Raw genomic sequence first — 25151 nt, forward strand, 5'->3', positions numbered from 1 at the left:
TAATGGAAGGTATCGAAAATATCCGAGATATCATTGAGCAGCAAGGTGAACAAACCATCGCAGAAATCGGTGATCAACCAAAAGAACAGTCACCCTCTTCTCCTGTATATTCTCGTAAAGTTGATCAGTGGCAACGTTCTTATGCTACTGGAAAACGCAAAACTTCTATCGCACGCGTATGGATCAAGAGTGGCACTGGGAAATTTACAATTAATTATGTAGATATATCAAAATATTTTACACAGGATTTATTGATATTAAACATAAAAAGACCTTTCAACACAGTATCTCAAGATAATATGTATGATGTTTTTGCCACTGTATCTGGAGGAGGATTTTCTGGACAGGCCAACGCCATATGTCATGGCATTGCAAAAGCTCTAACGTACTTTCAACCAGAGCTAAGACCACAAATCAAAAAAGGTGGATTTTTGACACGAGATAGCCGTATTGTCGAACGTAAGAAGTACGGAAAAGCTAAGGCACGTCGTAGTTTCCAATTTTCTAAGCGCTAATATACTGGATTTTTATTTTAATAACTATACGATATGCGTAAATTTGTGGGAGTTGTATATCTTTATTTTCTATTGCAAAATAAATATTTTCACTGAATATTTAGTGCCATTAATAAAAAAAAATTCTGCTATTGTTGATGTAAATGATACGCATTATTCTGTGTTTTTGTGAAACCAATGTATAAGATTTTCATAGACGGAGAACATGGAACAACTGGATTGAAGATTCGTGATCGCATATTGCGACGCAAAGATTTGCATCTTCTCTCTATCCCAGTTGCAGAAAGGCACAATGTTCAATTGCGAGAAGATCTTTTAAATACAGCAGATGTTGCAATTCTTTGTTTGCCAGATGTAGCATCGCTAGAGACTGTCCAATTAATTAAGAAAAATGGTATAAATAGTCGCATTATTGACACCTCAACTGCGCATCGCATTGCGCCAGATTGGGTATATGGATTTCCTGAGATGGATAAGTCCCAAAAAGAAAAAATACGATCAGCACGCTATATATCTAATCCAGGATGTTATGCTACAGGAGCGATCGCAATTTTACGCCCATTACGTAAAACAAAAATTCTACCTGATGGATACCCTATTACTATAAATGCTGTTTCTGGATATACAGGAGGAGGAAAAAAATTAATATCCCGCATGGAACAAAAAAATATGCCGGATTCAATTAGTAGCAATCATTTTCTTTATAACCTCAATCTTCCGCATAAACATTTGCCAGAAATAATCCAGCATAGCTTGATAGAAAGTTATCCTATATTTTTACCATCAGTAGGTCGTTTCCCTCAAGGAATCGCTATTCAAATTCCACTTAACATAGAACAGCTTTCTTGGAAAACAAATCTAGAAGAAGTACACCATATTTTTCAAGAATATTATACTGGACAAGATGTAGTTTCCATTATCCCATTAGAAGAAAGCAAAAAATGTGATACTATAGATTGTGAAATGATGGCCGGAAATGACAGGCTGCATCTTTTCTTCTTTGGCTCATCTGAGTTACCATACATCAATATTATAGCCGTTCTTGATAACCTTGGAAAAGGAGCATCAGGAGCAGCGATTCAAAACATGGATTTGCTTCTTTCTTCTATTTGAAAAATAAAATAAATAATTGCAAAAAATAATAACTATACAATCAAGAATATTCCACAGAATCAAAATAAAGACCCTCTGAAGGAGATAAAGGCCCGCATTCTTTGCGATCTCGAGATTTTAATGCCTTTAATAAATCATCTGGCGTCCATTTTCCCTCACCTACTAATTTTAAACTACCTACAAAAGATCGTATTTGCGTATGCAAAAAACTCCGTGCAACAACCCTAATTTCAATTAAATCATTACATGAACTAATGTCAAAATGGTCAATTGTACGTATGGGAGATGTTGCCTGACAATTAATTGATCGAAAAGTAGTAAAATCATGCCGACCAATCAAATGTTGTGCCGCTATTCTCATTTTTTCACAATCTAACGGCTTAGGAATCCACCACGCACGTCCTTTTTCAAGAGCCAAAGGTGCTTGTCTAGTAATAATACGATAAAGATAACTACGACGAATCGCTGAAAAACGCGCATGGAATTGTTGATTCACTACTCTCACATTTAGTATAGAAACAGTATCAGATATCCTCAAATAAGCATTCAATGCTTTGCATAATATCTCTGGGCTCCATTCTCTCACTAAATCAAAAATGAGCGACCTGTCCAAGAGCATGAACCCCTGAATCGGTACGACCTGCACCATGCACAGTTACATCTTCGCCTGTTACTAAAAAAATGGCTTTTTCTATAGATCCTTGAATTGAAGACCCATTTTTCTGCCTTTGCCAACCAAAATAGCCATTTCCATTATATTCAATGATTAAACAATAACGTATCATCAACCAACTATGCAGCCCACTATGATAGAAGATCCTAAAATTAAATCTTCAATATTCAATGCCTTACCTCCTGCTCGTTGCAAACGCATAATACACACTGCTCCATGACTACATGCTATTGTAAAATTTTTGTCAATAATCTCACCAGGCATGCCTACACCATCTACTAATTGAGATTCCAATAATTTAACACGCTCACATTTACTTCCAATCATCATTTCTAACCATGCTCCTGGGAAAGGTGATAGCGCTCTAATATGATTATGAACATTTTCCGCAGATTGAAAAAAATCAACACGTGTCTCATCTTTAGCAATCTTTTCAGCAATAGCCATTTCCATTATATTCAATGATTAAACAATAACTTATCATCAACCAACTATGCAGCCCACTATTATCGGAGATCCTAAAATAAAATCTTCGATATTCAATGCCTTACCCCCTGCTCGTTGCAAACGCATAATACGCACCGCTCCATGACTACATGCTATTGTAAAATTTTTGTCAATAATCTCACCAGGCATGCCTACACCATCTACTAATTGAGATTCCAATAATTTAACACGCTCACATTTACTTCCAATCATCATTTCTAACCATGCTCCTGGGAAAGGTGATAGCGCTCTAATATGATTATGAACATTTTCCGCAGATTGAAAAAAATCAACACGTGTCTCATCTTTAGCAATCTTTTCAGCATATGTAATACCATTCGTGTCTTGAGGTAAAAGAGGAAGGTCATTTTTCTCAAGTTTATCCATAGCCTCCACCATCGCATTGGCACAAAGAATACTTAAATCTTGTTGCAATAATCCTGCGGTAACATTCAAAGATATTGGAATTTTTTTTAACAAGAGCAACTGAACCTGAATCCAAGTGCTCATCCATTTTCATGATTGCAACTCCAGTCTCACTATCACCAGCCATAATAGCACGCTGTATTGGAGCTGCTCCACGCCAACGCGGCAATAAAGATGCATGACCATTGTAAAACCCTAACTTCGTCGTATCTAAAATAAGCTTGGGAATAAGCAATCCATATGCAACTACTACGGCAACATCAGCATTAAAACTCAAGAATTGTTCATATTCTTCTTGGCCAAGCTTATGAGGAACAAACACACTAACACACAATTCCTGTGCTTTTTTATACACAGCAGAAGATACATCTTTTAAACCACGTCTTCCAGCTGGACGTGAAGGCCTCGTATACACAGATACAATCTGATGAGAAGAAGAAGCAAGAGCTTGTAAAGTAGAAGCCGCAAACTCTGATGTGCCCATAAAAACAACTCGCAATATTAATAACATCCTTTTTTATATTAATTAAAAGTTGAATCGCGTTACTTAGCTAATTTTGAAAACTTGTTTATCACCATATCACGTTTCAAACGTGATATGTGATCTATAAATAAGACCCCATTCAGATGATCAATTTCATGCTGCAAGCAAGTAGCTAATAGCCCATCAGCATATATAATATTAGGCTGTGCATTACGATCCATATATCTGACAGTTATAAAAGACGCTCTCTTTACATCAGCCCTATAATCTGGAATAGACAAACAACCTTCTTGATAAACTGAAAAACCATCCGATCGCGACAGTATAGTAGGATTAATAAGCACCATCGCCCCCCCATTATCAGCACAATCCTGCAAATCAATTACAATTACTCTGTATAAAACTCCAATTTGAACAGCCGCTAATCCAATACCTTCAGCAGAATACATAACTTCAAACATATTATCTATTAAGTTCATAATCTCCGAATCGATTTTCTCTATCGGACGAGATATTCTCCGTAAAATAGGATTTGGTAAAATAACAAGAGATCTTTTATCCATGGACTTATTTGTTCTCATTCTATCTAAATACTAAAGCTTTATAATCTTGATTGACACTTTATAGAAAAAAATATCAATTATGTATATAGTTTTGAAAATACTTAGTAAATTTTTAAAAAGAGAAATTAATTTTCTAGCTATCTAAAACCCACAATAAAATAAAATTTTTACTGATTTTGATATAAAAATATTTTCAATCATTTAATCAACATCATGAATTTATTAAGAGAAAATACAATTATGCGTATCTCCTAAGATGTACTAATCAAGAGCATAAATATTGGTATTAATTGACAAATGATTAAAAAAATGCTATAAATAGCGAGGTTTATGTAGCATATATATGCTATAAACGAGTTGTCAGGATTTATCCAACATAATTAACTTGCGATTTCAGTGTCGAGTTTTTGCAATTTTATTTCTGTATTTTAACAGAAAGTTCCTGATAAAGATATTCTTAAAAAATCAATTACTTAGTAATCTTAGGGGAGAGAACAAGATGTTCATAGCGTTGCCTCGTAACAATGCTTTAAAAACAAAAAAGGACGAATAATGAAGTGGTGTTTTTTACTCATAAATATAGTATTTAGTATTTTATCTTCTGTTCTTGTAAAAATTTCCACCATATCTCAAACAGGAGATATTAACACAGATCATTCGGTGCGCTTCGCAAATAATAAATTCTTCTGGCTTGGATTTTTCTTCTATGCCACAAGTTTCTTTTCATATATTATGGTCGTTGCACAGTTCCCACTACAAATTGCACAAACTATCGTTACTGCAGCTATTATAATAATTATTACCTTTATTTCATCTTTTGTATGGCATGAACCGTTTGATTGGAAAACTGGAATGGGGATAATACTTATTACCATCGGCATAGCATTGATATCATTTTGCAAAATATGATAGAGCCATTCCACCAAGAAAACAATTATCCCCTAAGCAAAAACATCTTTGATGCATTGAACAATAACTTTTCAAAAATCTATGGATAATACACATACTGATCAATGATCTAAATATAAACGATCTATCATCTGAGAAGCATTAAACCGATCATGCATACCATATGTTGATTGCCAATTACCAAAAAACCTTGCTTCCAGAAATATATCAGCTATATCGCTCATATCCACTTGATAAAGTGCAGCAGCAGAAGAAGCTACCGCTATTTTTTCAACCAAAAATCGCGCTGATCCCTTATCTTCTTTACATAAGGAAACCAAATCTTGTAGAAGAGAAACTACTTTTTTACCAGATAGACTAAGATCTTTTTCTAGATTAGCAAAGAGATGTTCAAATAAATTTGATCCTTTTTCCAAAATCTTAAGAACATCTAATACCATTGCATTGCCAGAACCTAATAAAATAGAATTAGCAGGAGATTCTCTATAATGACGCCCAATAGCACGTTCTTCTACATAACCAGAACCTCCAATACATTCCATTGCCTCTGCAATAATTGTCGGCGATATTTTACAACACCAATATTTAGTAATGGGCGCCATAATACGCGCATAAGCAGCTTCTTCAGAACGTGACTTGGCTTCATCAAAAGCATTAGCTAATCGAAAAGAAAGGGCTGTTGCAGCGGCAACATCCAAAGATATATCCGCTAAGACTCGCTTCATCACTGGTTGATCAATTAGAATACCACCATCAACATAACGTCTACGAGCATAATGAATGGCTTCAGCAAGGGAAGCACGCATTCCAGCGACAGACATAATAGCACAATCCAAATATACCAATATTTTCATGTCCTCGACAGGACTTGCATTGACCCCAAGTTCTCCAAGCAAAAATCCAAAAGTATTAGAAAATTCTACTTCAACAGTAGCATTAGATCTATTCCCAACTTTATTCTTTAATCTTTGATAGAAAAGACCATTAGGAGAACCATCTTCCAAAATCCTTGGAACCAAAAAACAACCAAAAAGCCCCTCTACTCGTGCAAGCATAATAAAAGCATCACTCATAGGAGATGATAAAAACCATTTATGTCCCGATAAACAATAGATACCATCACTGATCTTTTGACCCTGAGAAGTGATAGCAGCTATATCAGTCCCCCCTTTTTTCTCAGTTAATCCCAGCCCTATTGTCACAGAATTTTTCTGCATAGGCGCCTTATTAGTAGAATCATACTCCCTAGAAAATATTTTAGGAGCCCAATCTTTGTGTACGCTTGGAGTGGTCATTAATGCAACCATGGATGCACTAGTCATACTGGGAGAAATGAGATGTCCAGCTTCTAATTGAGCCATTAAATACAAACGTGCTGCTCTTATTTTATGTACTTGTTTGCGAACTACAGGCTTAAAACTTCTATCCCAAATAGAACAATGCAAACCATCATGTATAGAACGACGCAATAAGACATGCCAAGATGGATGAAATTCAATCCTATCCCAACGTTCTCCACCAGGACCATACGCATGCAACTGTGGAACATTATGATTCGCCATACGTGCTAATTCTTGTGCAGAAAAAGAAAAAACATATTGCCCTAATTCTTCAAGCTCCTTATGGAAAGCGCTGGGGAAATTTGCAGCAAGAGCAACAAGTAAAGAATCACCACGATATGCATTTGTGCCCATAAAAAGAGGTGGCTGATTCAATGCAGAAAGGGAATCTGATGGTTTATGTGCTTGATTCATAGCTTATCTTCGATCAATTTATTTAAATAACGTGAGAGGACACTTAATAATGTCACCGCCCAATTTAATTCCCTACAAATGTAAAATTATTTACAAATATAAACTGTTTTCCTAAAAATAGTCTAATAAAATCTGTCTCAAGTTTCCTTCTCTCTGTTATTAACAATTATTCTTCTTTATGTTAAGCAAAAGTAGTGGCTTTTTTTTGGAGAGCATGTGATGTATTCGTTTCCTTTGTACAATTTTGTTACTGTGAAAGATCTTTCTGCACAAGACGTAAATTACTTATTGGATCGCGCAAATAAATATTTTCAAATAAACCGCCAACTTAATCCACCAATCATGGAGTCGCGTGGTTTAACCCAAATTAACCTTTTCTTAGAGACATCAACGCGCACTCAAACTTCTTTTGAAATAGCAGGAAAACTTCTAGGACTCAATGTAATAAATATTAATATAAAAAATTCTTCTATGAAAAAGGGAGAAAACATTGCTGATACCATCGCTACACTCAATGCTACACGACCTAATATTATTGTAATCCGCCATCCATGTTCTGGTGCGATAAATTCTTTGATTCATAACATTGAAGGCACTAGCATCATCAACGCAGGTGATGGTACACATGAGCATCCATCTCAAGCATTGCTTGATGCTTTTGCTATTCGCCATTTTAAGGGACAAATATCTAATTTACATATAGCAATTTGCGGAGATATTTTACACTCAAGAGTTGCGAGATCTAATATTATTCTCCTTAATGCCATGGGGGCACGCGTACGCGTCATCGCCCCGATAACATTACTCCCAACCAATATATCTCATATGGGAGTAGAAGTTTTTCATGACATGAAAAAAGGATTAAAAGATGTCGATGTAATTATAATATTACGCATGCAACAAGAAAGAATGTCACAATCTCTTGTTCCATCAATGAGAGAGTATAGACATATGTATTCTCTTGACAATGAAAAGCTTCAATATGCTAAAAAAGAAGCGCTTGTTATGCATCCTGGACCCATAAATCGTAATTGCGAAATTTCATCTTGTGTGGCAAATGGATCACAAAGCATTATTCAATATCAAGTTGAAATAGGAATAGCTATTCGTATGGCCATCATCGAAGCGCTTATTGCAAACCAAAATAACATAAAAAAGAAAGAACTATGACATCGTTTATTTTAAATAATGCACGCATTATCGATCCCAGCCGAGATGTCGATGAAATTGGGGCAATCATTGTTGAAGATGGTATTATTGTAGCTTCTGGCGCTGAAGTTATTAATAAACAATTTCCAAAATCTTCTCCAGTACGTGATTGCACAGGACTTGTTGCAGCTCCTGGATTAATTGATGCACGAGTAACCCTTGCAGGACCACCGGAAAAATATAGTGAGAATATTTTTACTTTATCCAACGAAGCAGTGGCAGGAGGTGTGACATCTGTTATCCTAATGCCTTTAGGAATATCTTCTTTCAGTGACGAATATACTTTCATCAAATATGCCTTAAAAGATATACGAGCGAATTCCATCATTCATGTATACCCAACAGCTGGACTAACACATCAAATGGAAGGGAAAAAAATCAATGAAATACGCCTTCTACAAGAACAAGGTGTAGTCAGTTTCGTACAAAGCCCCGTGAGCATATACGACACACAGGTTCTTCTTAATTCCATGAAGTACGCCCATATGCTTAACGCGATAGTCGCACTCGATACCCATGATTATTTTCTTGATTCACAAGGAACTATCAACGAAGGTATAATCGCCAATTCTCTAGGATTGGTAGGAATAACCTCAATATCTGAAACCATACCCCTAACACGAGATTTACTGATAGCACAACACACTGGAGGGCACTATCACGCTTCTGTTATTTCCACACCTGAATCAATAGCTATATTAAAAAATGCAAAAGAAAATAACACAAAAGCAACATGTGGTATTTCAATCAACAATCTTGTATTAAATGAAAACGATGTCGCAATGTATAATAGCTTGTGCAAGGTATTACCTCCATTACGTTCTGAAGAAGATCGTATGAGTCTCGTTGAATCACTTGCAAAAGGTGATATAGACATCATCGTTTCTGACCATACTCCCCGCAAAATAGATACAAAGCTTGTGCCTTTTCCCGAGGCAAGTTTTGGATCAATAGGACTGGAAACAATGTTATCAGCAGCATTGCAATTATTTCATAGTCAAAAGATATCTCTTAAAAATCTCATTTATGCCATGTCAACACGCCCTGCTCAAATCTTTAATCTTCCAGGCGGCACATTACAGCCTAAGGCAACCGCTGATATTGCATTAATAGATTTAGACTATCAATGGACTGTGCAAAAAAATGATCCGCCATCTATTTATAGAAACACTGCTTTTGATAAAGCATTTTTTACAGGCAGAGTCGTAGAAACCTACGTCTCAGGAAAAAAGGTTTATACATTAGAAAGCTGATCCATTTATGTATAATTTACAATTTTCATCCTACCAATTCACCGCACAAATAATATCAATTATTCTAAGCTATATTATCGGCTCCATACCTTTTGGATTATTGCTCACACGCATGCTTGGATTTAAAGATATCCGATATACCGGATCTGGAAATATCGGTGCCACGAACGTACTAAGAAACAGCAATAAAAAACTTGCTGCCATTACTCTCTTTCTTGACGCAATCAAAGCAACTATTACTTTTATAATTGTCAATAAATTATTTAATTACAACGTTGGATCCCTTGCAGGATTTGCAGCATTTTTAGGACATATATTCCCTATATGGCTTAAATTCAAAGGCGGGAAAGGAGTATCCACATACCTTGGCTTCTTAATCGCAGTAAGATCAGATATAGCCATTCTTCTTGTAGTTATCTGGGTATCTTCTGCCTTAACTACAGGTTATTCTTCACTTTCATCTCTTTTTTCAATATTGATTATCACAATTGTAATATGGATCAAATATCCAGAAATCAATATACCTATCATATTTACATTAATGACTATAATAGTTTATTGGAAACATATAGAAAATATCAAACGTCTAATCTTAGGATCAGAACAAAAAATCATTTTTAAAAATAGAAATTTTATTAAAAGAAAGTAATAATGCAAAAAAACAATCCTCCTAAAAGAGGAGTATATCTGACAGATGATCAAAAAGTTTCTTGGTTACGTTTGATTCGCAGTGATAATATCGGCCCCGCAACCTTTCGAGATATGATTAATTATTTCGGTTCAGCGGAACAAGCTTTAGAGATGATTCCCGAACTTACACAACAAGGCGGTATAAACAAAAAGGCGCGCGTTTATCCAAAAGAATTAGCAGAAAAAGAAATAGAAATCGCACACTCCTACGGAGCACAATTTGTTGCTCTTAGTGAGCCAAACTATCCACCAGCGCTCCGTTATATAGATTGTCCTCCTCCTTTGCTATCCATAAAAGGAAATCTAAACGCAGTATGCAAAAAACCTGCTGTAGGAATTGTTGGCACACGCTATCCTTCTATAAGTGGGATAAAGTTCACAGAAAAAATTGCTCGTGAAATCGGCGCTGAAGACTATAGCATTGTATCAGGATTAGCACTAGGTATAGATGCCGCTGCTCATCGTGCTGCTCTCAAAACAGGAACTATTGCTGTGATGGCCGGAGGATTAGATCGTCTCTATCCACCAGAAAATCGTAGTTTATTAGAAGATATTTTGAGCAATGAAGGCATAGCAATTAGCGAAATGCCTTTTGGATGGGAACCTCGAGCATATGATTTTCCACGTCGTAATCGCCTCATTGCAGGCATAGGATTAGGATTAATAGTGATCGAAGCAGCCAAAAGATCAGGATCCCTTATAACATCTAGAATTGCAGGAGAATATGGAAGACTGGTTTTCTCAGTTCCTGGATCACCCTTAGACCCTCGCTGCGAAGGAACAAATCAGCTTATCAAAGACGTAGCAACCCTTATCACCTCTGCTCATGACGTTCTTCAAATGCTACATTCACAAGTAGAACAGAACTTCTTTTCATCATCATCATCAGATATAAATAAAACAAAAGACCTTAATATCGCCAATGGCATTGAATACACTCAAGATGAAAGAATGAGAATAACACAATCTTTAAATAACGTCCCAATCCATATAGATGATATCATCCATCATACAGGAATAAACGCTACCATTGTATATCTTGTGCTCTTAGAGTTAGATTTAGCTGGCAAACTATGCCATCATCCTGAAGGAAAGGTGTCGTTAACAATGCAATTTCCATCATCTCAATGACTCTGAAAGAAATCTAACTGTATACCTAAACACAATAATGCAATATATGGGGATTAATTGCGAAAAGGAAAATAATCTATCAAGACTGTATAAATTAAATTATCCATCACAGTATTGGTTATGGAATAACCATTATCAAAAAATCGAGTAATATGTTAGAATTGCATACTTGTATAGAGATTGAAAAATGAATGTTATAATTGTAGAATCGCCAGCCAAAGCAAAAACGATCAGCAAATATGTGGGATCAAATTATAAAGTACTATCATCTTTTGGACATATACGTGATTTACCTTCCAAAAAAGGATCAGTCCTCCCGGATAAAAACTTTGAAATGATTTGGGAAATTGATCCCTCATCTCAAAAACATCTAAACAATATATTCCGTGCCGTTAAATCATCTACATCCCTCATTCTTGCAACCGATCCCGATAGAGAAGGAGAAGCCATCTCTTGGCATATTTTAGATGTTCTTAGGCAAAATAACCTCATCGAAAACACAAAGATTCAACGCGTATCTTTTAATGCTATCACCAAAAAAACAGTATTACATGCTATAAACAATCCACGTGATATCAATATAGATCTCGTTCATGCTTATCTAGCTCGACGAGCATTGGATTATCTTGTGGGTTTTAATCTTTCACCAATTTTATGGCAAAAACTTCCAGGAGCTCGTTCAGCAGGTAGAGTCCAATCTGTAGCTTTACGCCTCATATGTGATCGCGAAAATCAAATAGAATGTTTTTCTTCAGAAGAATATTGGTCACTCTCAGCCTTATTAGAAACGCCTCATGGCGATCAATTTACAGCATATCTCACAGAATTTAATGGCAAACGCATCGAAAAAAAGTCTATCAGCAATAAAAAAGAAGCAGATGAAATACTCTCTTTCTTGAAAAAAGCCACTTATATTGTGAAAAAAGTTGAGAAAAAACCCGTAAAGCGCAATCCTTGGCCTGCATTTACCACCTCTACTCTTCAACAAACTGCCTCATCTAGATTGGGCTTTTCTGCTACACATACTATGCGCATAGCACAAAAGCTCTATGAAGGAATCGATGTTAACGGTGAAATTATTGGTTTAATTACCTATATGAGAACTGACGGCGTCCATATATCTACTGATGCTCTTGAAGAAGTACGCCATTCCATCTCTTCCAATTATGGGAATAATTATCTCCCTGAAAAACCAAGAATATACTCTTCTAAATCCAAAAATGCCCAAGAAGCACATGAAGCTATCCGCCCTACTGACTTTAATTTGTCACCGTCACAAATGGAGCAGTTTCTGGATTTCGAACAACTTCAGCTTTATACTTTGATATGGAAACGCAGTGTTGCTAGTCAGATGGCTTCTGCTGAATTTGAACGCACAACTTTTAGTATTGATGCTACATATAAGGATCAAATTGCACATATGACAACCATTGGTTCTTGTTTATGTTTTGATGGATTTCTAAAAGTATGGGACTATCAAACTGATCAAGAAAAAAAATCAAAGGAGAATATACTTCTTACGCGCATAAATAATAATACACAACTTATTACCAAAGAAACCAATGCATCTCAGCACTTTACCGAATCTCCGCCACGATATTCAGAATCTTCTTTAATCAAAAAAATGGAAGAAATAGGAATTGGACGACCCTCTACCTATGCCGTGACTTTAGAAACACTCAATAAAAGAAAATATGTCATTACCGAACAACGCAAGATTTTACCGCAAAATACAGGTAGGATCGTTACAGCCTTTTTAAAAAATTTCTTCGGGCAATATATAGAATATGATTTCACAGCAGATCTTGAAGAAAAATTAGATGAAATATCCACTGGTAAATTGGATTGGCAAAAAGTTTTACATGAATTTTGGGAAAAATTTATTGAGAAAATTGACAGCATAAAAGATCTTAGAATCTCAAATGTCTTGGATATTTTGAATGACACCTTATCCTCTGTAATATTTCCCCCTAAAGACACTAATGAAAACAATCGTACATGTCCTGGATGCAAAATCCATCCTTTATCTTTAAAACTCAGCAGTAAATATGGAGCTTTTGTTGGGTGTACTAATTATCCAGAATGTAAGTATACACGTCAATTGACGTCAAAACAAGAAGATACCTCTGAAATAAAAGAACCTATACTTCTCGGAGAAGATCCAGAAACAAAAGATCCTATCACATTACGATCAGGACGTTTTGGCTTTTATGTACAACGAGGCGATGGTAAGGATAGCAAGCGTTGTGCTCTACCCAAAAGTTGGGGACATGAGAGTATAGATTATGACAAAGCTATGTCTTTATTATCTTTACCAAAAGAAATAGGCATACATCCTGAAACTCAAAAAAACATCACCGCCGGTATTGGAAAATATGGCGGCTATCTCAACCACAATGGAAATTATACTAAATTAGAATCAATAGAACAGGTCCTAACAATCAATCTTGATCAAGCAGTTTCTCATATTACAAAAGATATGAATAACGAAAAAACCTCTCAAAGAAGGTCTAAAAACCAAGGCAATGTGATAGGTGTTCACCCAGAAGGCGGGTCTATCACGATTCGTCACGGACGTTATGGACCTTATCTTAATTGGAAAAAAATTAATGCAAGCCTTTCAAAACAAAAAAATCCTGATACAATCGATCTAGAAAGTGCCATAAACATTCTAACAGAAAAAATCAATCCTAAGAAAAAATAAAAAGCAATATAATCGCCAATTTTGTAAAAGCTGTCCTTGACTATTGTGTCTAAAATATTATCCTAGAATTGCGGTTCACGTTTTCAGAATTATATAAACAGTATTCGCATGATTGTTATAACATGTTTATTTGTTGAAAAGAATATGGCGTCATGGCATTCAAAATCGCGGTTGTTGGTGCAACAGGAAATGTTGGAAGGGAAATGCTCAATATTGTATATGAGCGTGGTTTCCCTGTTAGTGAAATCGTAGCATTAGCTTCCGAACGTTCAGTTGGTACCAAACTCCCATTTGGGGATAAAACAATTGAAGTACAAGATGTCAATTCCTACGATTTTTCTAATACAAATATTTGTCTTATGTCAGCAGGCAATGCATTATCTACTAAAATATCCCCCCAAATAGCAAAAACAGGTTGTATTGTTATAGATAACTCCTCTGCATGGCGATATCACCCTGATGTGCCTCTCATTGTACCTGAAGTTAATCCTGAAACGATATCTTTGGCTTCTCGCAAAAATATTATAGCAAATCCTAATTGTTCAACAATTCAGCTTGTAGTAGCACTAAAACCTTTGCATGATCTTGCAATAATCAAGCGTGTCATCGTCTCAACGTATCAATCTGTTTCTGGAGCCGGTAAAAAAGGTGTAAATGAACTTATCAGTCAAACGGAATCCGTTCTAGCACAAAAAAAAATCAAAAATCAAGTTTTTACCAAAAATATTGCGTTTAACATCATCCCACATATAGATGTTTTTCTAGATGATGGTTATACAAAAGAAGAATGGAAAGTTATAGTAGAAACGAAAAAAATTTTAGACCAAAACATAAAGGTTAGCTGCACAGCTGCCCGCGTTCCCGTTTTCATAGGTCACTCGGAGTCTGTGAATATAGAATTTGAAAAAGATATCTCTATCCAAAGCGCAATAAATGCTATAAACCAATCTTTAGGATGTGTAGTAGTAGACAAAATAGAAAAAAGCGGATACACTACACCTATTGAGTGTATAGGCAGAGACCCTGTATTCGTTTCACGGATTAGAAAAGATCCTACTGTCAAAAGTGGACTGAATTTATGGATTGTTGCAAATAATCTGCGCAAAGGGGCAGCGTTAAACGCCGTGCAAATTGCTGAACTTTTAGTATAAAAAGGTTGAGACAAACAATAAGTAGTACCCTCTAATCTATTTCCGTATATTAAGAGAAAGGTTGCATGATGTCTTTTAGAGAAATAAAATCCTTGTTCCTGCTATTTACAATACTAATGTATCCAACATTATCACAAGCAATTTGCTCCGAATCTCCCGATCGATTTAACGAATGGATATCAGATACACGCGAGCAAGCTTTAAAAAATGGCGTTCATAAAGAAATTGCTGATGAAGTATTTTCTAATCTCCAATATCGAGAGGCAACTATTAATGCAGATAGAAAAATGTTTTCCTCTCCACCACTATCTTTCAAAGAATACCTAGAAACCATTCCTTACTCTACTATCATTGCTACCGGTAAACAATTGAAGAAAAAGAATGAAGAAGCATTTAGACATCTTAAGCGTAAATATGGAGTTCCAGCAGGTGTCATAATATCTTTGTGGGGATTAGAAAGTAGTTTTGGAACAAGAATGGGGAAAGTTCCTATACTTTCAACTCTTGCTACACTTGCCTATGACTGTCGTCGTTCTAAATTCTTTACCGAAGAGTTTTTTGCTGCCCTTTATCTTGTAGATAAAAATATCATATCCCCTACATCCCTTGGTGCCATGTATGGAGAAATTGGACAATTTCAGTTCCTTCCAAGCAATGTAAAGAAATTTGCCGTAGATGCAGATGAAGATGGTCAAGCAAATTTAATAGAATCTCCTACAGATGCAATTGTATCAGCAGCTAATTTCTTATCAAAAAATGGATGGGTAAGATGCAAAGGATATCAGCCTACAGAGGCAAATTTTGCAACTCTAAAACGTTGGAATTCTTCTACAAATTATATTAAAACAGTTGCATATATAGCAGCACACATTGATGGTATAAAACTAAATCGTAAATATGACTAATTCGTCATAGAAGATAAATAAACTTTCCAAATCACTAAACATTTTAATTTTTTAGTGATTTGGAAAAAGTCAAAATACTGACCTTCTCTGCCCCTGCTTTCTTTAATGCAACATCAGCAAATTTCGCTGTTGAACCTGTTGTATAAACATCATCTATCAAAACAACTTTTGATCCGTCCACATACTTATAGAAATATTGAGGAACATTAAATGCATTATGCAAGTTCCTTTTTCTAGCAGATAAAGATAAATCTACCTGCTGTTTAGTAAAACGATGGCGCACTAAAATTCCAGAAATAAATGGCTTTTTTGCATACTCAGCAATAAGTCGCGCGAGTTCTGCTGACTGATTGTATCGTCGGCAAATAAGACGAAACCGATGCAATGGAATAGCAACAATCAAATCAGAATCCATTACTAGATCCTTCCCCGAACGGAACATCCACTTAGCCATCATAATAGCCAAGTCAGTTCTATCATGGTATTTTAAAAGGCGCACTAAAACACGCGACATATCGCAGTAAACAGTTACAGAACATATATGATTTAATAGGGAATCATCTTTATCATTGGTATTATTTTTATCGTCCAAAATATTATCAGTAGAAGATATAAAATAAACTTTTGACCAACAATGTGCACATAAACAAAAACGACGATCTATCACTCTATTACAAACTGGACAAATAGTAGGATAGATATAATAAAATAATTTCCCGATAATAGACTTTATTATCTGCGTCGCTGAGAGCATATATAAAAAATCTTTCAAAATAATTATTAAAATAACTGTCCGATTTATATGTTCGAACCACAAAAGATCTATGAAATGTTCATTACCATCATCAATACATCCAGTCGTAAAAATACTGAATGAATACAGCGCTTATCTCAACTAATTGCACTACAAAAAAACAAAATATATATCATGCAAACGATATTTTTTGCACATATTAGTTAAATCTTGGACAATTCATTAAAATGCAAAAAAAATTATTAATCACAAGCAATCTTAAAAAAATAATAAAAATTAATATGGTAAATCAAGGTACTTAGAAAAATTCTTTTTTACCAGGTATCCTTAATCACAAAAAGATCTTTTTGAATATTGAATAAAATAAATTGACAATAAAGGAATAAAATTCAAAATAGACCACGTGCCCAGGTGGCGGAATCGGTATACGCGCAGGTTTCAGATACCTGTACCGCAAGGTGTGGAGGTTCAAGTCCTCTCCTGGGCACCAAAAAATAGTTATCTATATTGTTATTTAAATATCTATTTTAATTTTTCAAAACATGGAATACTGAGTCATTTTATATAGTCTCTTTCTTTGAAAAACATCATATATAATAATTATCCCCCCGCCCACCACCGAAAGGTCAGATAAAAATTATATTCTTCAATTCAAAAAAACACTTCCATATTAATGAATATAGATACTCAAGTGAGTGATTTATTTTTAGTTTTTCTTAATAACTTGTAAGACATTTTCAGGAGAAGAAATTTCATACGGATCTGTAGCATGATTGTCAGAAAATCCCTCTTCTATAAACCAACGTGTCACTACCATATTTTCGATAAGAGCTCCATAGCGCCAAGAACGAAATCCAAATCCTACATTATCTTTGCAAACGAGCATTCCCATTTTACGTGTAAACTCACCAGAACCATCAGGCAATAACTTAACATTTTTAATCTCTAAACTTTTACCCCAAGCATTCATAACAAAAGCATCATTAACCGAGAGGCAATAAACCTCATCAATTCCATGACAACGCAAATCTTCATAAATCTTTTCAAAACCAGGAAGCTGCCGATTAGAACAAGTAGGAGTGAAAGCTCCTGGCAAAGCAAAAAGAAACACTTTTTTATTTGAAAATAAATCTTGCGTACTTACATCTTTCCATTGAAAATCTTTAGAGCCATCTGGCAATTCTTTGCTAACACGTGTATGGAAAATAACTTCTGGTATTGTAAATTTTCTCATTTTTCACAGACTCCTAATCATTAGTATATGTATAAAAAACAACAATATCATACATTAAAAAGACACTTCATTCAACGAGCAACTCATTTGATAACTATATAGAAAGATATGCCATAATCTTATCAGATCAAAAGATAGACTATTCTATCTTTGCATATCCTGCTTATATAAAAGTACTTTCATTAGCGTACAGCATTATGAAATTTAAAACACTATAATAGCAATTTAAATGATAAAAATTTTTAGGTTAAAACCACTCATCTATATGTATAAAAAACCATACCATGGACATTAAATGATCGTATAATAAAGGAAATTTTCATACTGTTGATAATCAATCAACACTTATAAATCATATGTTATAAATCATATGTTTAAAATTAATATTCATTAAATCTATTTAATTGAGGAATAAGAATGCATTAACAAGACAAAAGACCTAATAGGTTCTATAATTATCTCGAAAAAATAAATAGCTTATACCGACCGAACCTAGTAATTGCTGAAATGGTGAGTCATTGATTCCACGCAACTATTTTTATATTCTCCCCTAACTTTCTCAATTATAAATAATAGTATAGACCGAATTAATTGCAACTATGTTGATTCATCGCTTGTGTTTCAGAAACAGGGAGAATAAAATTACTAATAGATATTTCTTAAGGAATAATGCTATTTACTATTTAAAAGCAAAACTGTTAAAGACATAAGATTCGTTGTAGATGATATCTAGAAATAAAATGTTCATTCATGTATTAATGAAGATATTTCTGTTTAAATAAATGGTAATGTTATAAAGATCAAACTAGTATTTTAAGATAGCGGTTCTATACGATGAGTCAAAAAATTTTGCTCGCTGAAGACGACAATGATATGCGGCGTTTCTTAATAAAAGCTTTAGGGAAAGCTGGGTATGAAGTAATATCCTGCAATAATGGAGCTAGCGCATATGATAAAGTGCGTGAAGAACCTTTTTCTTTGCTTTTAACGGATATTGTAATGCCAGAAATGGATGGTATCGAGTTAGCACGTCGAGCAACTGAATTAGATCCTGATTTAAAAGTAATGTTTATTACAGGATTTGCTGCCGTTGCTTTAAATCCTGATTCCAATGCTCCTAAAAATGCAAAAGTTCTATCAAAACCTTTTCATTTACGAGACCTCGTTAATGAAGTAAATAGGTTGTTAACTATATAAAATAAAATGTAAAACCAATAAATTAGTTGACGAAATTAGATAATATGTTTTAGAAATGATACATATACGACTATTTGAAAAAGGGCATGTAGTTCATTGGTAGAACACTACGTTGACATCGTAGGGGTAACAAGTTCGATTCTTGTCATGCCCACCATTGAAAATTTAAGTTGTTGATTTAACGGTATTTTTTATAATGTTTGATCGCCTCTTTGGGAAGGTAAGACTAACGTTTTACTTCCTTCTTCAATTATAAACCTTTTTGATGTATAGTAGAGGGAAAAGGAACGGAAGAAATACAATGAATAAAGCAGCCGATATACCATCCGGAGACAAGGAAAAGTACGTTACCAAATTAGATCTCTTGAATAAAGATCATGAACACTTAAGCGAAAAAATAGACAGAGTAGATCATAGGGTTGATAAATTTGAACAGATAATAGATAGACTCTCTGATAGAATAGATACCCGATTTGATAAAATCGATACTTGGTTTGAAAAAATAGATAGCCGGTTTGAAAAAATAAATTTACGTTTTGAAAATATACGTGTTGAGATGCAGAATATTATTTGGAAAATACCAGCCATACTTGCGGTTATCATGACAACTTTAAGCGGAGTAGCTAAATTATTCCACTGGATCTAACCCCTCCTCTTCTGCACGATTTTGTCCGTGTACCAAAAGACAAAAATGCACGCAATAATCCCTTATTCAAAGGGAGTAAGAACAGCAAGAAGACTTTGACTAAAGAGGTTCTCTTTTACCCCCCACCATACCAATAAGGGATAAATGATACTCCAAAAAACGGTCGTCAGAGGCCGAACCATTGCCGTGAATCTTAAACCCATTGAACACCGCTTTTGTCATGCCCACAATTGATAAAGAAAATTTCGGAACATGTGCTATTTCAATATTAGAATTGAATTACAAATTTTATAGTATGAAGCACTATCATTTTGTATAACATATATTTTTTATGAAAATAGTTATGGAGTAAAAAGAAAATATTTAAGTAATTTTCAGAAAACTTATTCTGGTTAAAGAGTCATTGATTTTACATTATAAAACCATTTAGGATATATAATACGACAATATCGCTATATATTTTAGGAATTTTATTTTGCAAAATAATTGATCTATTCGACAAACTATATTTTTGCACAATATTTACAATAATATTATTAAATACCAAAGTGAATAAAAACTGTGTCAATCATTATTGATGAGACTATACAACTATTAAATGGATATTTTATACCTTCTTTTGATGATTAAGAATAATTAGCCATCCATAAAAACGAATGAGTCGCTGGGGAAAAGTATCCACTAATCCCAAGAACTCCTCTCTTATTTTTTATAATTTTATGAAAGTGATAAAAAAACAGTCAAAACATTTTATTAATATGCATTATTATATTATTTATTGAAGAGACTTGGACAGCGCACAAAGTAAGAAAAACGAAAGTTATGTATTTACGCAATGGATGCTATGTTGTCTGCAGTAAAACAATACCAAAAAACAAAAGAGTAAAATTATTTACCTTGAAGCATTCTGCGCAACATAAAGATGAATTAAATTCAATAAAAATTCTTAATTATCATAAAATAGCTAGTTATTATTTTTTAAATCCTGTAGCAAGCATAAACATTTCTACTGATTCTGTACGAGATGCCATTGGTTTAATATGGATAACTTTTTGAAAATTTTTTTTGAGCAGACAAAGTATATCGTTCGTCGTTCCTCCTTGAAACGTTTTAACAAGAAAATCGCCACCTACATTCAACGTTTCCAAAGCAAAAAATGCTGCAGCTTCACATAAACTCATAGTACGCAAATGATCAATTTTACGATTACCAATAGTCGGATATGCCATGTCAGACAATACAAGATCAGGATTTCCACCTATCGCCTGATGTATAAATTCCCAAGAATTTAAATCTAAAAAATCAAATTTGAAAAATTTAACCCCTATAATAGGTTCCATTTCCAATATATCTATAGCAACTACACGAATATTTTTATCATTAGAACCAGTAATACGTGCCGCTACTTGTGACCAACTTCCTGGATAAGATCCAAGATCAACAATACGTCTATTAGATTGAAGTATCCGGTGTTTTTCATTAATCTGGAGCAATTTATACGCAGAGCGTGCGCGCCAACCTTCTAATTGTGCTTTTTGCACATAAGGATCATTAATATGGCGATTCAACCAATTTCGCGAAGATCCTTGACAAGAATCATTCTTTACCTTCTGAGTTAAACTACGTCGTAAAGAACTACTAGATAATTTGACCATAAATTTTATTTTTTCCCTATTGTAAAAAATACTTTTGATATCAAAGTTATTTTGTTATCACGAGAGATCCTTCTAAAAATACCTTTTCCCAAGCACTATAAATTTGTACAAATAAAAAATAATCGAAAACAATATATTATGTCAAATATTCATAATAGTAAAATATAAATAATCAAATCAAAAGAGTGAATGTTAATGTATATTGACAAAAAAAGAGAGAATATTGACCTTTTAATGAATTTATAGTTTAAAAACCACAAATTTTTATCTATAGTCAATGTACTGGGGAATAGTTCAATGGCAGAACGACGGACTCTGACTCCGTTAATCTTGGTTCGAATCCAAGTTCCCCAACCAAATATCAAATGCATTTAATAACAGTATAATGTTTTTTGATTATTAAAAACCGATGGGTAAATAGCAAAAAACTGAATCAGCGTTCATTTGACATGTTCATTGTTTGTTTTATATATTCACCAAAACCGTAAAAAAATTAGATGGCAAATCTTCCCTATAATCTGAAAATATTTATAGCTAATTAACATAGGAAAATGAACAATTATATCTTAGTTGGTCTTATTATCTGTTTTATAAATGTATAATAAAGCCCATCGATAAATTACTTGTACCCATTCATGTCAAATTGATGGATAAAAGCACTCATATTAGCTGTATATTATTTTGATATTCAAAATAAAAACCTGCTATTAATGTGAACCTATTCAGGATGAGTATCAGCAATGAAATTGCATATACTTAAATAGAAATAAATATTCAATTATCTATCAACCCTACCCTGTAAATTACTTTTGTATGTCTTTTACCATTATTCAAGATTATTAAAAAAGTACAGACACCCATAACAGTATAAATGTAGTGTCATGATTTTGAAATATTTCAAAGATTTAAACAGTAGGTGTTTTGTCTTTGTGTGAAAAATGACGAATAAAAATTGTGACTAAAATCAACCACAATAATCCACTTGATAAATTCAACAAATTGAAAGCATATTCACGCCCCCATAGATAAATAATCTTAGAAGCCTCAATACCTAAAATAAATACTATCATACCGATCATCGACATAGCAGCAGAAACAGTCCCTTTGCTAATATCACTGGAAAATAATGTTAGTCTAGTCAAACAGGCATTAGATATACCAAGACCAAATGTATATAAACTTAAACCAGCTGTAATCCATATAAAATCACTTGATGGGTAAAGTTCTGAACCTAAAAAAGCAACTATCAGACCAATAATCATGGGCTTTTCACTCAATTTTATCAGATTAATGAGAGTTATTTTTTCGGTTAAATAACTCAACGTGAAATTACCAACAATTAGTCCACCTAAAACAGGTACTTGTAAAAAAGAATAGGTAATAATCGAAAGCCCTTTTCCACTAATAAGAATAACAGGAGAAAGAGCGATCCAAGCAAACAATGGAACATTTGCTAATCCTATTGCAAGTGAACCATTAATAAAAAGTTTATTTTTTAGCACATCCTTATAATCACATCCTAGACGATAAAAGGATAATGTTTCTCCTTTCTTCTGTACTGTTTCTGGCATAAACAACAACAAACCTACGAATGAAAATAAAGATACAATCGCAACAATTACAAACATACCCTGCCAAGGAAGAATGTTAACTAATACTGCACCAACCAATGGACCCAGCAGAGGAGAAACCAACGCAATATTTGCCATCAGCGCAATAATTTTAACACAAATTTTTTCCTCAAACGCCTCTTGAATCGTCGCATAACCAACAGAACCAATAAAACATAATCCTATGCCTTGTAGGAATCTCATGAACATGAACTGCTCAATGCTTGAAGAAAATAGAATTGCAAAACAGCTAATAATAAAGAAAATAACACCTAGAAGCATAACCGGACGTCTTCCACGTATATCTGACAAAGGCCCAAAAAACCATTGTAATAGAACACCTCCAGCGAGATAAGCAGTGAACGAAGTAGGAACCCATTCAATCCCTGCGTTGAAATTTGCTACGATCTCCAACATAGCTGGCTGAATCATATCATTAGCGATATAAGCAGCGAATTCAAATATTGCCAAACTCAAAGAAAATAATATACTATCACGTTTTGATAAAGATGGCATACACATAAATCCTTATTAATATATACAACAGACCTATCCAGATAAGTGAAGATCTAATAGCAAATAACGCATTAAATTTAATTTAATTTCACTAATTTATTAGAAGCTTTTCTTTAAACCAAATGATAAATCAATGCCTGATTTTTCTTTCTCATATTTATAATTCACAGATGTTTTTGCTTGTAATCCGCGAGGCATATCATATCTAACTTCAACACCAGAAGAAAATAGATTATTTTTTGGCGATTCATTAGATTTCACCTTCCAAAAATACTGTCCTCCTAAAGAAACGCTGACATCTTGTAAAACGCTCATCTTATATCCACCAAAAACAGAATATCTAGATTGATCATAATAAGAATTAGCACCACTAGCCCATATAGCGCCAAAATCAACAGTACCTTTATTACCCAAAGAAGAACTGACATTACCACGCATAACTATGTTTTTAGTCTTAACATCATAACCACCAGTAACCGTAGAAGTCATATTTCCAAGAGCGTACGAAGCCATATAACCAAGACCAAACCCCTGTTTATTATCTGTTTTTTGCAAAAGATCCACAGAAATACCTGCTTTGTAACTACCATAACTACGTTGATAAGCAAGAGATGTCATCTTATCTAAATCATCATTAACATTACGTAGAACAGCCGAATCATAAACAGAACTAACTTCATCACTCCAAGGAGTATAATGACCTACCTTTAACCCATTCATACTGACATATAACTGATCCAAAACAAATTTAATAGATGGAAGAGTAAATGAAATAGAGCGAATACTAGGATTAGAAAAGCCTATCGATGACAAATCCGAAGCTTCCATATTCCACTTTGTATTACCTTTAATAGGCCCAAAAATAGTAGGCTGCATCAAACCTAATTCAACCATTCCTTTTATAGGAAACTTATGAAGAGAAGTAGTGCTGGCACCATTTGCCCACTGATGGACAAAACTTCCACCAATAGATCCATTCGATTTCACATAAGGCAAAAAATCACTTATTTTACTATAACCTTTCTCGCAATTATTGCGACAAATAACTGCTTTATTCTTACGAACTTCCGCGAAAGATTCGCTGTAAGAAATAATCGCAAAAACAGCAACAGATCCTAAAAAAAATTTTTTACATTTCATAACATATCCTATCTAATTTATACTCAAATCAAGATCATAGTTTTTACCAAAATGCTCAATACAGAACGAGCAAACGACAAGACAAACCACACTTATCATCCCATCTAACAACGGGCATAAGTAAAAGTTAACAAAAAAACAATAAATAATTTAATTAATTCACATCTTTATTTTTTTTGTTAAAAATGTAGCATATAAGGTATATAATGGTGTATTTTTATCGCTTGTTTCATGCAAATATATTTAATTCCTGTTTCATGATAAATATCAAAAATGGAAAACAGATAACGCGTATTCAAAATACACACAGACATAAAGTGGTATTATCAACTTATATTTTTCTGTTATTGACCGGATAAAATACGATTTTACGCATCAAAATCTCAGTCAAAGCAATATATTATCTGTATATCCAAAAAAATGATAGATATCA

General features: G+C 34.0%; 20 protein-coding genes, 3 tRNA genes and 3 pseudogenes. 15 read left to right on the plus strand and 11 right to left on the minus strand.

Features of this window, described 5'->3' with window-relative positions:
- The first annotated feature begins 2 nt into the window (after positions 1-2).
- Together rpsI and argC are read left to right on the plus strand one after the other, a co-directional pair.
- Positions 3-515, plus strand: coding sequence for a 30S ribosomal protein S9 (gene rpsI, locus G293_RS01085; RefSeq protein ID WP_083965934.1), 513 nt, complete (start codon positions 3-5; stop codon positions 513-515).
- A 177-nt stretch (positions 516-692) separates the two neighbouring features.
- Entirely contained in the window at positions 693-1628 is a 936-nt protein-coding gene (argC, locus tag G293_RS01090) for an N-acetyl-gamma-glutamyl-phosphate reductase (RefSeq protein ID WP_083965935.1), read from the plus strand.
- Positions 1629-1668: 40 nt separating this feature from the next.
- Here argC and truA read toward each other — a convergent pair.
- The 4 genes and pseudogenes from truA to def form a co-directional block, all read right to left on the minus strand.
- Positions 1669-2413 (minus strand): annotated as a pseudogene (gene truA / locus G293_RS01095) (tRNA pseudouridine(38-40) synthase TruA).
- Complete coding sequence (locus G293_RS01100; RefSeq protein WP_244464423.1) at positions 2413-2748, minus strand: hypothetical protein; 336 nt, start codon at positions 2746-2748, stop codon at positions 2413-2415. The pseudogene truA and the gene G293_RS01100 overlap by 1 nt, the downstream one beginning before the upstream one ends.
- A 36-nt stretch (positions 2749-2784) precedes the next feature.
- Positions 2785-3712 (minus strand): annotated as a pseudogene (gene fmt / locus G293_RS01105) (methionyl-tRNA formyltransferase).
- Positions 3713-3756: 44 nt separating this feature from the next.
- Positions 3757-4260: a peptide deformylase gene (gene def / locus G293_RS01110; protein WP_047263934.1), complete on the minus strand. Its 504-nt coding sequence runs from the start codon at positions 4258-4260 to the stop codon at positions 3757-3759.
- 552 nt (positions 4261-4812) lie between these two features.
- Here def and G293_RS01115 point away from each other — a divergent pair.
- A complete protein-coding gene (locus tag G293_RS01115) occupies positions 4813-5169 on the plus strand; it encodes a membrane protein (RefSeq protein ID WP_047263935.1) in 357 nt (118 codons plus the stop codon).
- A 101-nt stretch (positions 5170-5270) separates the two neighbouring features.
- Here the strand turns inward: G293_RS01115 and G293_RS01120 are convergent, their stop codons facing one another.
- Positions 5271-6923 carry an acyl-CoA dehydrogenase family protein gene (locus G293_RS01120; RefSeq protein ID WP_047263936.1) on the minus strand — a complete coding sequence of 551 codons (1653 nt, stop codon included), beginning with the start codon at positions 6921-6923 and terminating at the stop codon, positions 5271-5273.
- 219 nt (positions 6924-7142) lie between these two features.
- Here G293_RS01120 and G293_RS01125 point away from each other — a divergent pair, with 219 nt between their 5' ends.
- From G293_RS01125 to G293_RS01155, 7 genes are all read left to right on the plus strand, one after another.
- Complete coding sequence (locus tag G293_RS01125) at positions 7143-8093, plus strand: aspartate carbamoyltransferase catalytic subunit (RefSeq protein WP_047263937.1); 951 nt, start codon at positions 7143-7145, stop codon at positions 8091-8093.
- Positions 8090-9385 (plus strand): amidohydrolase family protein, encoded by a 1296-nt coding sequence (locus G293_RS01130; protein WP_047263938.1) that lies wholly within the window; start codon positions 8090-8092, stop codon positions 9383-9385. Before G293_RS01125 ends, G293_RS01130 begins: the two co-directional genes overlap by 4 nt.
- A 7-nt stretch (positions 9386-9392) precedes the next feature.
- Complete coding sequence (plsY, locus tag G293_RS01135) at positions 9393-10034, plus strand: glycerol-3-phosphate 1-O-acyltransferase PlsY (RefSeq protein ID WP_047263939.1); 642 nt, start codon at positions 9393-9395, stop codon at positions 10032-10034.
- A 2-nt stretch (positions 10035-10036) separates the two neighbouring features.
- Complete coding sequence (gene dprA, locus G293_RS01140; protein WP_047263940.1) at positions 10037-11206, plus strand: DNA-processing protein DprA; 1170 nt, start codon at positions 10037-10039, stop codon at positions 11204-11206.
- A 187-nt stretch (positions 11207-11393) separates the two neighbouring features.
- Positions 11394-13910 carry a type I DNA topoisomerase gene (topA, locus tag G293_RS01145; protein WP_047263941.1) on the plus strand — a complete coding sequence of 839 codons (2517 nt, stop codon included), beginning with the start codon at positions 11394-11396 and terminating at the stop codon, positions 13908-13910.
- Between the two features lie 152 nt (positions 13911-14062).
- Positions 14063-15061, plus strand: a complete 999-nt coding sequence (locus tag G293_RS01150; RefSeq protein WP_047263942.1) for an aspartate-semialdehyde dehydrogenase — start codon at positions 14063-14065, stop codon at positions 15059-15061.
- 65 nt (positions 15062-15126) lie between these two features.
- On the plus strand, positions 15127-15966 hold the full coding sequence (locus G293_RS01155; protein ID WP_244464424.1) for a lytic murein transglycosylase: 840 nt from the start codon (positions 15127-15129) through the stop codon (positions 15964-15966).
- Positions 15967-16009: 43 nt separating this feature from the next.
- On the opposite strand, the gene G293_RS01160 is transcribed toward G293_RS01155, so the two are convergent.
- Positions 16010-16720, minus strand: coding sequence for a ComF family protein (locus G293_RS01160; protein ID WP_047263943.1), 711 nt, complete (start codon positions 16718-16720; stop codon positions 16010-16012).
- A 405-nt stretch (positions 16721-17125) separates the two neighbouring features.
- On the opposite strand from G293_RS01160, the gene G293_RS01165 reads away from it, so the two are divergent.
- A tRNA-Leu gene (locus G293_RS01165) sits at positions 17126-17210 on the plus strand.
- A 216-nt stretch (positions 17211-17426) separates the two neighbouring features.
- Here the strand turns inward: G293_RS01165 and G293_RS01170 are convergent.
- Entirely contained in the window at positions 17427-17954 is a 528-nt protein-coding gene (locus G293_RS01170) for a peroxiredoxin (protein ID WP_047263944.1), read from the minus strand.
- An 834-nt stretch (positions 17955-18788) separates the two neighbouring features.
- Here G293_RS01170 and cpdR point away from each other — a divergent pair.
- The 3 genes from cpdR to G293_RS01185 all read left to right on the plus strand — a co-directional run bounded on the left by cpdR (position 18789) and on the right by G293_RS01185 (position 19797).
- Complete coding sequence (cpdR, locus tag G293_RS01175) at positions 18789-19151, plus strand: cell cycle two-component system response regulator CpdR (protein WP_047263945.1); 363 nt, start codon at positions 18789-18791, stop codon at positions 19149-19151.
- A gap of 82 nt (positions 19152-19233) precedes the next feature.
- A tRNA-Val gene (locus tag G293_RS01180) sits at positions 19234-19308 on the plus strand.
- A gap of 144 nt (positions 19309-19452) precedes the next feature.
- Positions 19453-19797 (plus strand): hypothetical protein, encoded by a 345-nt coding sequence (locus G293_RS01185; protein ID WP_052775003.1) that lies wholly within the window; start codon positions 19453-19455, stop codon positions 19795-19797.
- Here G293_RS01185 and G293_RS05910 read toward each other — a convergent pair.
- A pseudogene (locus tag G293_RS05910) lies at positions 19794-20014 on the minus strand (hypothetical protein); the annotation flags it as partial. The gene G293_RS01185 and the pseudogene G293_RS05910 overlap by 4 nt on opposite strands.
- Before the next feature lie 754 nt (positions 20015-20768).
- Positions 20769-21452 carry an RlmE family RNA methyltransferase gene (locus G293_RS01190; protein ID WP_047263946.1) on the minus strand — a complete coding sequence of 228 codons (684 nt, stop codon included), beginning with the start codon at positions 21450-21452 and terminating at the stop codon, positions 20769-20771.
- Positions 21453-21735: 283 nt separating this feature from the next.
- Between G293_RS01190 and G293_RS01195 the strand changes: the two genes are divergently transcribed.
- Positions 21736-21809: transfer RNA gene (locus G293_RS01195), tRNA-Gln, on the plus strand.
- A gap of 548 nt (positions 21810-22357) precedes the next feature.
- On the opposite strand, the gene G293_RS01200 is transcribed toward G293_RS01195, so the two are convergent.
- Together G293_RS01200 and G293_RS01205 are read right to left on the minus strand one after the other, a co-directional pair.
- Positions 22358-23578 carry an MFS transporter gene (locus G293_RS01200; RefSeq protein ID WP_244464426.1) on the minus strand — a complete coding sequence of 407 codons (1221 nt, stop codon included), beginning with the start codon at positions 23576-23578 and terminating at the stop codon, positions 22358-22360.
- Positions 23579-23677: 99 nt separating this feature from the next.
- Positions 23678-24718, minus strand: coding sequence for a porin (locus tag G293_RS01205; RefSeq protein ID WP_047263948.1), 1041 nt, complete (start codon positions 24716-24718; stop codon positions 23678-23680).
- Positions 24719-25151: the final 433 nt, after the last annotated feature.

It is taken from the genome of Candidatus Liberibacter africanus PTSAPSY, assembly GCF_001021085.1.
Taxonomy (GTDB): Bacteria; Pseudomonadota; Alphaproteobacteria; order Rhizobiales; family Rhizobiaceae; genus Liberibacter; species Liberibacter africanus.

Bases quoted from the DNA above. Each gene is read 5' to 3' on its own strand.
- rpsI (WP_083965934.1), top strand. From the start codon at position 3: ATGGAAGGTATCGAAAATATCCGAGATATCATTGAGCAGCAAGGTGAA.
- argC (WP_083965935.1), top strand. From the start codon at position 693: ATGTATAAGATTTTCATAGACGGAGAACATGGAACAACTGGATTGAAG.
- G293_RS01100 (WP_244464423.1), bottom strand. From the start codon at position 2,748: ATGGCTATTGCTGAAAAGATTGCTAAAGATGAGACACGTGTTGATTTT.
- def (WP_047263934.1), bottom strand. From the start codon at position 4,260: ATGGATAAAAGATCTCTTGTTATTTTACCAAATCCTATTTTACGGAGA.
- G293_RS01115 (WP_047263935.1), top strand. From the start codon at position 4,813: ATGAAGTGGTGTTTTTTACTCATAAATATAGTATTTAGTATTTTATCT.
- G293_RS01120 (WP_047263936.1), bottom strand. From the start codon at position 6,923: ATGAATCAAGCACATAAACCATCAGATTCCCTTTCTGCATTGAATCAG.
- G293_RS01125 (WP_047263937.1), top strand. From the start codon at position 7,143: ATGTATTCGTTTCCTTTGTACAATTTTGTTACTGTGAAAGATCTTTCT.
- G293_RS01130 (WP_047263938.1), top strand. From the start codon at position 8,090: ATGACATCGTTTATTTTAAATAATGCACGCATTATCGATCCCAGCCGA.
- plsY (WP_047263939.1), top strand. From the start codon at position 9,393: ATGTATAATTTACAATTTTCATCCTACCAATTCACCGCACAAATAATA.
- dprA (WP_047263940.1), top strand. From the start codon at position 10,037: ATGCAAAAAAACAATCCTCCTAAAAGAGGAGTATATCTGACAGATGAT.
- topA (WP_047263941.1), top strand. From the start codon at position 11,394: ATGAATGTTATAATTGTAGAATCGCCAGCCAAAGCAAAAACGATCAGC.
- G293_RS01150 (WP_047263942.1), top strand. From the start codon at position 14,063: ATGGCATTCAAAATCGCGGTTGTTGGTGCAACAGGAAATGTTGGAAGG.
- G293_RS01155 (WP_244464424.1), top strand. From the start codon at position 15,127: ATGATGTCTTTTAGAGAAATAAAATCCTTGTTCCTGCTATTTACAATA.
- G293_RS01160 (WP_047263943.1), bottom strand. From the start codon at position 16,720: ATGCTCTCAGCGACGCAGATAATAAAGTCTATTATCGGGAAATTATTT.
- G293_RS01170 (WP_047263944.1), bottom strand. From the start codon at position 17,954: ATGAGAAAATTTACAATACCAGAAGTTATTTTCCATACACGTGTTAGC.
- cpdR (WP_047263945.1), top strand. From the start codon at position 18,789: ATGAGTCAAAAAATTTTGCTCGCTGAAGACGACAATGATATGCGGCGT.
- G293_RS01185 (WP_052775003.1), top strand. From the start codon at position 19,453: ATGAATAAAGCAGCCGATATACCATCCGGAGACAAGGAAAAGTACGTT.
- G293_RS01190 (WP_047263946.1), bottom strand. From the start codon at position 21,452: ATGGTCAAATTATCTAGTAGTTCTTTACGACGTAGTTTAACTCAGAAG.
- G293_RS01200 (WP_244464426.1), bottom strand. From the start codon at position 23,578: ATGCCATCTTTATCAAAACGTGATAGTATATTATTTTCTTTGAGTTTG.
- G293_RS01205 (WP_047263948.1), bottom strand. From the start codon at position 24,718: ATGAAATGTAAAAAATTTTTTTTAGGATCTGTTGCTGTTTTTGCGATT.